9 protein-coding genes are annotated in these 14274 nt (G+C 39.5%); all 9 read right to left on the bottom strand.

Going from position 1 to position 14274, the window contains the following annotated elements:
• Positions 1-2 precede the first annotated feature (2 nt).
• A complete protein-coding gene (locus tag ACOKFG_RS13850) occupies positions 3-701 on the bottom strand; it encodes a DUF2490 domain-containing protein (protein WP_422861475.1) in 699 nt (232 codons plus the stop codon).
• Positions 701-3907, bottom strand: a complete 3207-nt coding sequence (locus tag ACOKFG_RS13845) for a WD40/YVTN/BNR-like repeat-containing protein (RefSeq protein WP_422861474.1) — start codon at positions 3905-3907, stop codon at positions 701-703. Before ACOKFG_RS13845 ends, ACOKFG_RS13850 begins: the two co-directional genes overlap by 1 nt.
• 74 nt (positions 3908-3981) lie before the next feature.
• On the bottom strand, positions 3982-5379 hold the full coding sequence (locus tag ACOKFG_RS13840; protein ID WP_422861473.1) for an amidohydrolase family protein: 1398 nt from the start codon (positions 5377-5379) through the stop codon (positions 3982-3984).
• A 2-nt stretch (positions 5380-5381) separates the two neighbouring features.
• A complete protein-coding gene (locus tag ACOKFG_RS13835; protein WP_422861472.1) occupies positions 5382-6809 on the bottom strand; it encodes an amidohydrolase family protein in 1428 nt (475 codons plus the stop codon).
• Positions 6806-7387 (bottom strand): YdeI/OmpD-associated family protein, encoded by a 582-nt coding sequence (locus tag ACOKFG_RS13830; protein WP_298790556.1) that lies wholly within the window; start codon positions 7385-7387, stop codon positions 6806-6808. The genes ACOKFG_RS13835 and ACOKFG_RS13830 overlap by 4 nt, the downstream gene beginning before the upstream one ends.
• 1 nt (position 7388) lies before the next feature.
• Positions 7389-9002, bottom strand: coding sequence for a M1 family metallopeptidase (locus tag ACOKFG_RS13825; protein ID WP_298790554.1), 1614 nt, complete (start codon positions 9000-9002; stop codon positions 7389-7391).
• A gap of 41 nt (positions 9003-9043) precedes the next feature.
• On the bottom strand, positions 9044-10378 hold the full coding sequence (locus ACOKFG_RS13820; protein WP_422861471.1) for a M28 family peptidase: 1335 nt from the start codon (positions 10376-10378) through the stop codon (positions 9044-9046).
• Between the two features lie 114 nt (positions 10379-10492).
• The gene (locus ACOKFG_RS13815) at positions 10493-12013 is read right to left on the bottom strand and encodes a nuclear transport factor 2 family protein (RefSeq protein WP_422861470.1); all 1521 of its coding nucleotides are present in this window, start codon (positions 12011-12013) and stop codon (positions 10493-10495) included.
• Positions 12013-14220: a bifunctional alpha,alpha-trehalose-phosphate synthase (UDP-forming)/trehalose-phosphatase gene (locus tag ACOKFG_RS13810; protein WP_299485831.1), complete on the bottom strand. Its 2208-nt coding sequence runs from the start codon at positions 14218-14220 to the stop codon at positions 12013-12015. Before ACOKFG_RS13810 ends, ACOKFG_RS13815 begins: the two co-directional genes overlap by 1 nt.
• Positions 14221-14274 lie beyond the last annotated feature (54 nt).

The raw sequence follows: 14274 nt of genomic DNA, 5'->3' as shown, positions 1-14274 counted from the left end.
AATTACTGGTCTTTGGTCTTCTTTTTAAATACACCTCTTAGGTCGGGATTGTAGAAGAAACCTGTCTGTAAACGGTCAAAAACTGCGCTACTGAACTGATTTCTCAAATATCCAAACTGAACGCTACTGTTATTGGTGATGTGGACTCCCAAAGCTGCGTACAATCTATTTTGACCGAATAAATTGTCTTGAAGATTAATAAAAAGCTCGTCATAAAAGTTCAAGAAAAAAGTATCGGTTAGCGGTAAGGTGACCTGAATACGGTATCGGGCCCGATGCTGGGTGTCCGTATTATCCCCAAAATCCAAAAAACGCTGCTCCAGTCGATAGCGATGTTCAAAAAGAAATTCCCAAACTTTATTCTTTAGAATAAATTGCTGAAAAATACGATGTTCCTTGGTGTTGGTCTCACCCGGAAATTCCAAAAAACTGGTGTCTGTTGATATATATCCATAACCCCCAGTAGCAATGGCATTAGGATTGATATGATAATTTAACCCCGTTCTCAGTAATAATTGATTAAAATTGGAGGTGGTTTCATAAAATCGAAACTGCGCTTCGGTATGAATACTAAAGCGTTCTGCTACTTTATTGGTTCCGAAATACATATACCAAGCACCAAATTCATCTTCTCCTGGCTGCTGGGCATTAAGCGTTAATATCGAGGTCATTAAAACCCCTAGAAATAGTGTTTTCTTCATTACTCTATGGTAAAAGTTGATATTTCTTTAAATGGTGATACGTCCAAAGCTTCGATGGATTCTTGGTAAGCCTTCCAGTCCTTGGTGAAAAATGCGTTGGTCGCATCCAAGGCTGATTGGAGTTCTTCACCAGCGAACTTTATCAATCTTTGTTCGGTGGCAGTCACACCGGTTTTTCTTGTGCCTACGTAAAACCTCGCTGCGTTCAATCGTTGCGTCACAGAAATTTCTGGATTACGGGTTATCCCTTGTCTTTTATCTTCTTTGCCTAGGTAACGTGCAACAACCGAATCTATTTGTTTGATGATTTCTTTCGAAGCATCAATCTGCTCTTTATATTTTTCCTTGTCCAAATCTTTTAGCTCTTTTTGGTACTTACTTGCCAGATTCTTGCTTTGTACCAGTTGTTTTACAGCATCAGAAGCGGTTTGGGTGTATTGTTCTAGTTTTTTACCAGCAGTATAAACCTCGTTTAAAGAAGCTTCGGAAGTATTGATGCGAGGGTCTGTTTTGACAGTTACTTTTGTGGAATCCAAAGCTTTTCCATATTGAACCTTGACTTTGTAAGTCCCTGGTTTCACAGTGATACCACCAGATTCGGTTTTACTCTTGTTGATTTTCCTTGATGGAGTGTCCGGACCTTTCTCATCAAGATCCCAATAGATTCTGTGGAAACCTGGTTTTTTAGGGGTCTTATGTTTTAAAGTTCTAATCAGTCGATTTCCGTCATAGAATGTAAAGAAAATGGAATCCTTTGTCACTTTGGTTTTTTCTTCCCCTGCTTCCTCAGATTTTTCATCTTTGTTTTCCTCATCTTCGGTTTTCACCTCTTCCTTCCCTTCTTTCAGATAATAGGTAATCATTGCGCCCGATTTTCTGTTTTCCCCATTGTAAAGAGCATCACCTCCAAACCTACTGCCAGTAGCTTGTTGGTATGCGGCTAAATAAGCATCTGGACTATTAAAAAGACTGATGTCTTTATGTAAAACGGATGGGTTTGAAGCTAGAGTCCTTAACGGGCGAATATCATCCAAAACCCAAGCGGCTCTACCAAAAGTGCCAATGACCAAGTCATTCTCACGAGTTTGAATGGCTAAATCCTTAGTTGAAACGGTTGGAAAACCCTCTGTCCATTTTTGCCATTTACCTCCTGCATTTAAAGAAAGATAAAGCCCATCATCTGTTCCCAAAAACATGAGATTTGGGTTTTCAGAATCTTCTACAATGGACAAAGCATAGCTTTCGACATCAGAAGCATCAACAATTCTTGTCCAGGTTTTGCCATAATCTTTGGTGCGATAAACGTATGGCTCATAATTAAATCTTCGATAATCATTGGCCACCAATAATGCTTCACCTTTATTAGTTTTAGAAGCTTTTATTTGAGGAATCCAGCTTCCATTGGGTAATCCTTTTAGATTTTTGGTTACCTCGGTCCAACTTCCGCCACCATTTTGGGTAATATGGACACGTCCGTCGTCTGTGCCGACCCAAAGCATGTCTTTTTCAACCGGTGATGGCTCAATGACCAGAATGGTACAATAGTTTTCAGCCCCTGTGGCATCCATGGTAAGACCTCCACTTTCATGTTGCTTTTGTTTTTCCTTGTCGTTGGTTGTTAGATCAGGAGAAATAACTTCCCAAGTAAGTCCCTTATTGGTTGATTTATGTACAAACTGACTTCCAAAATAAACGGTACTATTGTTGAATGGGTCCTGGCCTATGCCTGCATTCCAATTAAAACGCAGTTTGGTCTTTTCATCTGGGGGCGTAGGTCTTACGATGTAGTTGTTTCCCGTTTTCCAATCGTATCGAGACACAAATCCCTGTTGACTCATTGCATATCCGAATTGATTGTTATCCAGATCGGGAACCACATCAAAACCATCCCCAAATGCAATTTCTTGCCAGTAACTGTTTCGGATGCCCTGCGCACGCCAAACGTATGCAGGTCCTCTCCAAGAGCCATTATCTTGCATTCCACCATAAACGTTATAGGGGTATTCATTGTCAATATTAATATGATAGAACTGCGCCACAGGAAGGTTACCTATGAAACGCCATGTTTTCCCTCCATCTTTGGTAATGTTCAACCCACCATCGTTTCCATCAATCATAAACTGGCCATTTTCAGGATGGATCCACCATGCATGGTGATCTGGGTGTACGCCATTGTCAACTTGATATGCCGGCATTAATTGTGTGAAATTCTTTCCTCCATCTTCAGAAACATTTACATACGTAAAAATGGAATAGACACGATTTTCATTTTCGGGGTCAGCATATATTTCCGAATAATAAAATGGACGATTTCCAATGTCATTTTTGTCATTGATTTTCCTCCATTTAAAACCTCCGTCTTCCGATTTATATAAAGCATTTTTCTTTGCTTCGATGAGTGCATAAATGATATTTGGTTTGTTTTTGGCGATGGCAACACCAATACGACCCAATTCTCCTTTTGGAAGACCATCTTCCTCGGATAATTTTTTCCAATTGTTTCCACCGTCATGTGTAATATACAGTCCACTTCCAGCGCCTCCTGACTTAAAAAACCATGGGTCACGTTTATGCTCCCACATTGCAGCAATCAGTTTATTGGGATTTGAGGGATCCATTACTAAATCGGCAATCCCGGTCTTATTATTTACAAAAAGAATCTTATTCCATGTTTTTCCACCATCTGTGGTTTTATATACACCACGTTCGGGATGGATTCCCCAGGGAGAACCAATCGCGCCTACGTAAACAATATCTGGATTTGTTGGGTCAATGATAACTCTATGAATATGCCTTGTTTTTTCAAGACCCATAGACTTCCATGTTTTTCCACCATCCAAAGATTTATAAATGCCGTAACCTCCGTTGAGACTGTTTCTGGGGTTTCCTTCCCCGGTTCCGGCCCAAATTACTGATGGATTAGATTGTTGGATGGCAACTGCACCGATTGAAGCAGTAACTTCTTTGTCAAAAATGGGCTCCCATTTGATGCCTCCGGATGTAGATTTCCAAAGTCCGCCGGAAGCTGTTCCCACATACATGATATCAGGGTTTGAATGTACCACATCTATGGAAGTAACCCGACCGCTCATGCCTGCAGGGCCTATGTTCCGTGGCTTCATATCCTGGACCAAATCCATTGTAAATTCTTGTGAAAATGTAAAGAAAGATGCAAACAGCATCAATAGGGTAAAGCAATGTTTCATTTGAGTTGAATTAGTCGTCTAAAGATACCAAAAACGGTAAGTGGAATTCTTAAGGAGTTGTTAATGGATTGCCATTAGTTTTTGGCTGCTCTTTCTGCAATTACTTTTAACCTTTTTTCAATATCGCTACTAGAAATCCATAAGCCACGGGCCATAACCCCATCAACCTTAGTATAACTTTTTAGGTCGTCCAATGGATTTCCGGATAGAAGGACCAAATCTGCTTCGGTGCCCTCCTTAACCTCTCCGAACGTGCTTTCCATCTCAAAAAAGATAGCGGGATTGATGGTGGCAGATTGTAAGATTTCCAAGGGTTGCATACCTGCCCCTGCCATTCCTTGCATTTCATGTTGGACGGAAAATCCTGGGACGTTGAACAGTTGCGGAGCATCTGAGCCCAAAAGGATTCCATGACCATTATCTTGAAGCTTCTTGATGAGACTTTTTCGGATGGCGTCAAATTGTTCCCATTGTGAAACACTAAAACCAGAGTTTTCCAAAGTCTGTGTTTTGACTCTTCTCCAATTCTCTAATGTAGATTTTGGCATATATTTCATTTCAGGTTCTGCCAACAGGCTGTCGACATTGACCGGTGCGAACCATCTTTCGAACAGACTTTGGGTGGGTACTATCCAGACCTTATTATCTTTTGATAATTGTACTAATTCGTCAATTTTCGTGGTATCCGCCAAAGGAGTGAAATTGTAACCAAAAAAACCATTGGATGTTGGGTCGACATTTTCGGCTTCGGGGACCAATCCCTCCAAAAAACCATCAACGTGGTCAATGGTTGCAAATTTACTCTCAAGCGCATGGCGGATGCCCACATCCACAGGCACATGCCCAGCAAATCGGATTCCAACTTCATTGGCGGTTTTAACCAATTGATTAAATACATTCCGCTGAATTCCCGGATGAATTTTTAAAAAATCATAACCCTCTTTTTGAAAAGCTATAACCTTGTTAATGGCTTCTTCTTCTGTTTGTACCGAATTTCCATTTAGCGAGGGACTGGAGGTAAATATTCTTGGCCCTAAAATTGTTCTGTTCTGCACTTTTTTTCTGAGTACTAAATGGTCAGGATGCCCTAGCATTCCACGAATTGTTGTGATACCTTGGGACAAATATAAAAACAAGACATCTTCAAGCCGCTCATTTGAAGTAGGGGGTTGTGGAATGTGTGCATGCATTTCAGTCATCCCTGGGATAACAAACTTTCCTTGAGCATCAATAACCGTTTTATATTCTGAAAGATCATCAATTTTTGATGCATTGATTTTCTTTATTTTCCCGGAATCAATAAAAATATTTTGACCCATTTTGACCTGCCCAGTGCGGACATCAACAATATTGGCTTTGGAAATAAGAATCAGTGAAGGACTAATCTCTTCTGCTTGCTTTTTTTCCTGACATGAACTTCCAAATGCACAAACAAATAGTAAAAGGGTAATTTTTTTAATTGTAGTTTTCATAATTAATGTATTTCTGATGCCTTCAAAAGATGAGCGATTTGCTGTTTGGTAAATAGCTTACCACCTTTGAGTACTGCATGTATTTTTTGAGTGTTTTCAATATTTTCCAACGGATTGGCATCCAAAAAGACAAGGTCGGCTATTTTGCCTTCAGAAATACCGCCAAAATCATCACTTTTTTTCAAAAACTTGGCTCCGTTTGGGGTTGATGTTCGTAAGGCATCCAAAGGAGAAATTCCATTTTCAACCATTTCTTTTAATTCTTGATGCAAAGAAACCCCTGGATATGTATAGGAGTTATAGGCACCACTATCGGATCCTGCTAAAAGGCTTACATCAGCATCGTGAAGTGCCTTGGTAAGTTGACCAAAAAAGGCATCGATTTTTTTTCGGTCTGCCCTTGTTTTTTCAGAGGCATTTAAAGCTCTGTCGATTCGTCCTTGATAGGTCTGGATAATTCCTTTCCCCATATATTTTAGATAGGCATCGTTGCGGTGGTCTATTTCATCCAAATAACTTAAGGTCTTGCCGATATGTAAGGTAGGCACCACAAAGACTTGCTGTTCTTTTAACTTTTGAAACGTTCTTTGGGCGGTGCTATCCGCATAATTGTCCTGAAGTGCAGGCATGGCTTGCCAAAACCCAATTTCTTTTGCTTTAAGTTTTTCAGTGATTTCTATTTCATTGGAGGCACATCCTTTCATAATATAATACAGATGTTCCACTGCATCTATTCCTGCATCGATGGTTTCGTCAAGTGTCACCGTAAAAGGAACATGTCCTGATGTTGTTAAACCTCGGGCCTCTGCTTCTACTATGGTTTTTAAATAATGTTCTCCGGAAATTCTACTATCATACAGTTTCACAAAATCTACTTGGAGCTTCTCCAAAGAGTCCAAGGCTTTAATAATATCATCTTCCTTTTCTACTTCTAAAGAACCAGCCCAAGTAGCGTTGGGGCCATCTATTTTAGGTCCGGAGGAGAATATAGATGGACCTACTAGGTTTCCCTCGGCAATTTTTTCTTTCCATTCTAACACAGAAGTAGTAAGGTCACCGCCGGCATCCCTTACCGTTGTAATTCCGTTAGCAATAAAAAGATTTAATAAATTCTTGTTGTTCGAAATAAGAGAATCTCCTCCACGCAGATGGATATGATTGTCCCAAAAACCTGGAAGAAGGTATTTGCCAGTGGCATCTATTTTGTTTTTGGCATCATAGTTAGTGATCTCACCTGTGTTTGTAAGTGAACTTATCCGTCCTTTGTTGATATAAACATCCTGTAATTTGATTTCACCGGTCTCTAAGTGGATTACATTGGCATTTGCAATGAGCATATCCACCGATTGCTTTGATTCTTTATCTTGGCATCCAACCAAGAATAATAGCGATGTTACTAGACAATAACTGATTTTGATGTAATCTTTCATCTGCTTCCAGGATTTCTAGATTTGATATTGCCCTCACATAGCTGAATAATTTCTTTTATCCTTTTCTGACGGGTCTCTTCTCTTTTGGCTTGATGCAACCAATATAGATAGCTTTTTCGTTGCCCATGAGTGAAGTTTTTAAAGTTCATAAGGGCTATCTTGTTCGAGTCAAATGCTTTTTGGAGGTCTTGTGGAACAATACCGTTCTCAACATGATCCAGAGCAGTCCAAGAACCGTTCTTTTTGGCTACATTGATTATGGCAAGTCCACTTTTATGCATTAATCCATTCTTGATAAGTTCCTTGATATGGTTTTTATTGACCTTGCTCCAAACACTTTTAGGTTTTCTAGGGCAGAAGTATTGTCTTCGTTTACCATCTCCAAGACTTTTTACGGTACTATCGATCCATCCGTAGCATAAGGCAACGCGCACTGCGTCTTCCCAGCGCATACTATCCATTTCATGATCTACTTTATAGAAAATAAGGTAGATTCCGTCCGAAACTGTGTGGTTTTCATGAAGCCAGTCCCTCCATTCGGCATCATTTTTAAAATAATGTTCGGGATATTTATCCAACCTACATTTTTTGAGTTTCTATATAAAAATTGATATCGAATTCCATATTAGTGCCATTTATGGTTTGGGTTTTCCATTCAGAATTAGGGAATATCCAATGTTCTTTTTCATTGACAAAGACACGGATAGGCATGTCAAAATCATTCACAACATTTACATATCGATACTTCAAGGTAGTACCAGAAAGCGAATATTCCAACTTTGGAATCATAGTAGTTCTCAAATATTGATTGAAAAATGCTGACAAATCCTTCCCAGTTTTTTCACTGATGTAGTTTTCAACTTGTTCCGTGGTAACTGTCTGATGGTAAAATTCGGTATTTAGGCCTCGAAGTACCTTCCTCCATAACTCATCGTCTTCAATGAGTTGCCTCAAGGTATGCAACATATTTGAACCTTTATAATACATATCTCCAGAACCTTTTTTGTTCACATTATAGTGACCAATTATAGGTCGGTCGTTTTGGATATTGTCACGCGTACCTATGACGTATTCTGCGGAAGCTTTTTTTCCAAAGTGATAATCCAGATACAGATTCTCGGAGTATGCCGTAAAACTTTCATGTATCCACATATCTGCGATATCCTTGTAAGTGATATTGTTGGCAAACCATTCGTGCCCGCCTTCATGTATAATAATGAAATCGAACTTAAGTCCCCAACCTGATCTGGATAAATCCTTACCCAAATAGCCATTACGGTACTGATTTCCATAGGTGACCGAACTTTGATGTTCCATACCCAAATAAGGCACTTCTACCAGCTTGAAACTATCCTCGTAAAACGGATAGGGGCCAAACCAATGTTCAAAGGCTTCCAACATCATTGCGGTCTGCTTGAATTGCTCTTTGGCCTTTTTTAAATTGTTGCGCAGCACATAATAGTCCAGGTCTAGTTCTCCTTTTTCACCTTGAAATTTTTCACCAAAATGAACGTAATCACCAATATTTACGTTTACGCAGTAGTTGTTAATGGGGTTAGATACGAACCATGTATATATCTTGTCCTCTTTATTTTCATCTACTCTTCTAAGCCTTCCGTTTGAAACATTCATTAAGCTTTTTGGAACAGCTACACTGATACGCATACTGTCTACTTCGTCATACATATGGTCTTTATTGGGCCACCAAACGCTTGCGCCCAGTCCTTGACAGGAGGTTGCCGCAAATGGATTCCCTTTTTTATCCCTATCCCAAGAAAAACCACCATCCCAAGGAGCACGGAGCGCTCTTTTAGGTTTGCCAGAATACTTGACAACAATATGATTGAACGTTCCAGGTACTTGCTTTTTTTTCAATTTCACAAAATGTGCTGCTCCTTCTGAAGTGAAGTCGAGTTCTTTTCCATCTTGTGAAATGGATGCTATTTGCAAAGGTTTTTGCAAATCGACCTGAAGTACATCAGCTTTCTCCAAAACCTTGTATCGAATGACATTATAGCCCTCAATAGTTTCATTTTCAGGGTCCACTTTAATATTCAAATCGTAATAATTCAAATCCCACCACGCGCGTTCAGGTGTAATGCTGCCCCTAAGGGTGTCTTGTCTAGTGAAATTTTGCGCAATGGAAAAATGTACTGCGCATATGAACAGAAAAAATGTGAGGTAATGCTTCATGTTGCTATCAAAACTTTAGGCCTTACTCGAGGTAATTCGTTTTATCTAAAAATTTTATTGGGAAAAGTCACCGGGCTTTCATGCCCATCTTTTCCCACGGATGCGACTCCGAAAAAGAAATTGTCAATAACAATGCCATTTAAAGTGAATTCCGAAACATCTCCCACAAATTTTGAATTGTCCCAGGTTGGGGATGTGGTATCACGCCAATAAATTCTATAACCAACGGCACCCTCGACCTTATTCCATTTTAATTTGGCTGAGGGTTCAACAATTCCGCCAATTTCAACCGTGGATGGTGAAGGCGGAGCCCAGGCTATCGAAGCTAGATTAATCGCGTTGACCGCAGTCAGTTTTTTAGCATATTCAAAATTCACATGCTCCAGCACATCGCCATAGGCAATTCCGTTTTCTACCCGGATGTCCTGATGTTGTTGGGTATAATTTTCATGAGCCTCCATAATTCTGATTCCCGGAAAGCCAGCATCATTGAAAGGCCTGTGATGTCCTCCTCTACCAAAACGATCTAAACGGTAGATCATCATAGGGTTCATTTCTGGCATATACGTTTTGGTGGTTTTGTGAACATATCTCGCCAATTGACGAGAAATTCCATCAACTTCCCCACCATAGAAACGTCGAGCCCTTCTTTGGTCTTCAGTTTCTGTAGGCGGAACGGGTTCTGAAAAAATTCGAAAATCACGGTTGCTGACCACGCCGTCTACTCCAGTGATGTTCCCAATCATATCATTATTGAGTATTCCGATGATTTCCCAACCTTGCTCCTTGGCATGAGCAGCTAAACCTTTTCCACCGAAAAGACCTTGCTCTTCCCCTGAGAGACCTACATAAATAATACTGTTTTCAAATTGATATTTGGACAACACTCTGGCCGCTTCTATGGTACCGGCCATACCACTCGCATTATCGTTGGCTCCTGGAGAGTCAGAAGTAAAATTATTAGGATTGCTTACTCGAGAATCAATATCCCCGCTCATGATTATAAAACGGTTCGGAAATTTTGTTCCCCTTTGTATTGCAACTACGTTCACTATCCAGACATCCTTAATAATTCTTGAGCCCTCACCTTCTTTTACTAGGTTTTTTTGATAAAATACTTCCAGACATCCATCACATTGGGAAGAGGTTTTTTCAAATTCTGATTTTATCCACCTTCTTGCTGCACCAATTCCTCGAGTTTGTGAAATGGTATCACTCAATGTATGTCGTGTTCCGAAATTTGCCAAAGTTGTGACATCATTTTGAATTCGCTCCGCAGATACGTTGTTTATAATTTCATACAATCTTGAATCTGCCTGGGAAAAAATAGATGTGACAGAAAATAACACTAATAACAAAGTGAAAAATGGCTTCATAAACTTGAATTAAATTTTTTTAAAGAAGTTTATGAAAGTACTAAAAATAGATAAAAGGATAGGACCAAATTATCTAACAATTCAGAATTTATTGTAATAGATAGGACCGAGGTATCATTGAATAAAAGTCACCTTCGCAATTTTACCATTTTCGACTTCATAAATGGCAACAGCGCTTAAACTTGACTGATTAATGGTAACAAATTCTTCATCAATCACCTTGTTGCCAATAACGATGCGATTTTTGATTTCACAATGGAGATTTGGAGTTGCCTCAAAAAAATCTTGATACGATTTTTTCATGCGGGACTTGTCTTTTTGAAAAAGTTCTTTTGGAAATTCAAACAATTGAATATCATCAGAATAGGTATCCATAAATGCATCAATATCCCTTGCGTTGTAGGCTTCCAATTGGGATTTCACTACGGATTCGGAATCTTTGGTTTCTCTATCTGGAAAAATAAACCGCATAGACTTTATGAGTCCATTTTCCACCTCATAGATGGCCACCTGATGTCCTTTACGCCCGTCTACCAGCGTAATTTCTTCGTCTATTACTGTATTTCCAATTTGAATTCGATTAACCACCTCTACCTTGGCCTCTTTGGTGTTCTGGTAGAAACGATCGTAGTTTTCGGTCATTTTTTGCCTTCCAGTATACATCATTTCATCAGGAAAACGTTGTACCAGCACATTTTCTGAATAGCAGGAAACAAAACCAAGTAAATCTCGATTATTGAAGGTTTGTACTTGTCTGTCAATTAACTTTCGAATAGATTCCTCTGCTACAAACGCCAATCTGGTTCGATTTTCATTTACGGCAATCCTACTGATATTATTGATTTCCTCCTGTTGAAATTGCATTACAGAGGTCCATTCATTTCCATTTTCCGTATTGAATTTCATTAATGATTTCCCTACACCGGTCAAAATTGTTGTGCCGTTTAACCAGCAGATGTCTTCACTCTTGTCTGGAATATTAGCTATATGTGTTACAACTCCGGAATTCGGATCAAGTGATTTTATTTGCCAAGGCGATGTGGACTTGCTTACATAGCTTAAGAGTTCGGTGTTTGGAATTTTAGAGAGTGAACGTCCAATATTTCTTTGTAATGTGCGGTGAGTACCATTCGTAACATTGCTCATGACCAAATCCAATCGGTCACTCACCAGAACAGAGGAAATTAAGGTGCTGTCATTGTACCACAGGTGATAACCGACCTTTAACTTATCAAAAATGGGAGTAGGCTCACCGGTTTTCAAATCGTATTCGTAAAGAAGCTGAAGTCCGTCCAAATCAAGCCGGATGGCAGAAACTGCATTCTTTCTCGGAATTTTTAGCGGCGAATATTCACTTCCTGTTGGCGTGTTCGAAATCCAAGATGAAGTACTGCCCGCTTCAATATTGAATCTTCTGATGTCAGTTTGGTCTGCCCTTGTAGAAGAGAAAAGAACTGTGTTGTTATCTAAAAAAGAAGGCTGATTGTCATAGCCTTCATTGTTCGAAATGTTCTTGGGGTTGGTCAAAACTGGATTTCCCGATTCCATGGATAAATCGAACAGATAAACGTCCGTGTTTACCTGCCCATACATTGAAACAGTGAGCAGGAATACAATCAATAACTTGGGGTTCATTATGTTGCTAATCGTTTTAAAAGTGTTCTTACGCGTTTGGTATTTTCAACATGATACTTCGCCTGGGTTTTCTTTATTCCGACTTTGATTGTTACCGCCGAGTCAGGTAGTTCTTCAAACATAAATTCATCGGTCCAATCATCGCCAATTGCCAGAACGAAATCGTAATCATCCTCACCTAATATACGAACAGAAGCCCTGCCTTTGTTCACATTGCTGCTTTTAATTTCAACTACTTTGTTCCCGTTTAAGACACTAATATCATCATTACCGATGAGGCTTGTCAAAACGGTGTTGAGTTCGGTTGCTCTTTTTTGACCAAAGTCCGGATCGGTACTTCGATAATGCCATGCCAAGGAATAATTTTTTTCTTCAATAAAGGACCCCGGAGTACGATCAACAAAAGATTCCAGAACGGGCTTGATTTTTTCCATCCAATCATCCTTAACTTTTTCCAAAAGCTTGAATTCCGCGCCATCCCTTGAAATCCATACCCCGTGCTCCACGATCATATTGTACTTTTTATGCAGAAACCAGCGGGTAAATGTTTGTTTGTCCCTACCACTGATCAGGTAGAGCGTGGTGTTTTTCTGATTTTGAAGCTTGTCCAAAAGTTGGTACAATTCGTCATCAGGTGATGCTTTTTGTGGGTCTTTGTGAAATCCAGTTAGCGTGCCGTCATAATCCAAAAACAATAGCCTTTTTTTAGCATCGGTATAGCTTTGACCCACTTTATCTAGAATAGAATCCGACATTTTTTTGGATTTATGTGTGGATTCTCCCTCACTTTTTCGATTGAGCGCCCCCATAAATTCATTGGCCCAAACTTCAACATTATAGCGTTCCAATCGATTTTGAAGAAACATATTACGAGCCACCTGCTCTTCTTTGGGCATGGTAATCGCTTTTTTCAAGGTATCGGCCTGCTGTTCAAAATTGTTTGGATTGATTAAAAGGGCCTCATTCATTTCATAAGCTGAGCCCGCCATTTCACTGAGAATTAACACTCCGGTTTTGTCTATTCGAGTAGCAATATACTCTTTGGCTACGAGGTTCATTCCATCCCTAAGCGGTGTCAACCAAGCAATATCACTAGAGGTATAAAGGTCAATTAAGTTTTCAAAGGGAAGTGATCTGTAGAAATACCAAATAGGAGTCCAGTTAACCGTGGACAATTCTCCGTTGATTCTACCGACCAGTTCATCAACCTCCTTTTTAAGTAGTTGATATTGAGGTACGTTGGAGCGGGACGGTACCGCCAATATGATCAAACGCACTTTTTCTTTGTACTCGGGATATTTGTTTAAAAAGTATTCGAATGCATTAATTCGTTTTGCGATGCCTTTGCTATAATCCAGTCGATCAATGGATAAAATAAGTTTGGTGTCAGGAGCTGCAGCTTTGTGATTATCTAATTTTATTTGGAGGTCACTGCGCTTCTCATTAATGTTTTTTTGATTGGCAACAGCTGCATCCTTAAATTTTTTATAATCAATACCCATAGGGAAAGAATCGACTTTAATGACTCGATGATCTAGGTAGATATCATTAAAGCTTACATCCAGCCCTAAAAGTCTTCGTACTGAGCTTAAAAAATGACGTTCGTAATCATAGGTATGGAAGCCAATCAGGTCAGCTCCCAACAACCCCTCCAACACTTCTTCACGCCAGGGTAATGTCCTAAAAATTTCATAGGAAGGAAAAGGGATATGCAAAAAGAAGCCGATTGAAGTATTAGGCCTTTTTTCTCGAACCATTTGGGGCACCAACATCAATTGATAATCGTGCACCCATATGGTATCACCTTCATTCGAATGTTCGATAATCGCATCGGCAAATTTCTGATTTACTGCTTTATAGGTGTTCCAAAAATCAAGCTCAAACTCTGTGTATTCCAGAAAATAATGAAAAAGAGGCCAGATTGTGCGATTGCTGAACCCAAAATAAAACCCCTCCATTTCTTTGGTAGTAAGTTTAACTTTGGCACATCCATGTTGCTCTAAAGCTTTGTCTATTTTCTTTTCCAAAGAAGGTGGAGTTTCTTCTTCTGTCAAACCAGACCACCCAATCCATAGGCTCTCACCACCGCTATGAACGGATTTCATGCCCGTAGCTAACCCTCCAACACTTGGAATTGCATTTAGACCGCCATCACTTATTTGTAACTGTACTGGTAGTCTATTGGAAATAATTATAGTTTTACTCATGAAAGGTGATTTTAGGACAAAAATGTAATAAAATTCCTATTTTTTCGATTTATA

The organism is Flagellimonas rhodophyticola (genome assembly GCF_049332665.1).
Classification (GTDB): Bacteria; Bacteroidota; Bacteroidia; order Flavobacteriales; family Flavobacteriaceae; genus Flagellimonas.
This window is presented reverse-complemented; position numbering and strand designations above follow the sequence as displayed.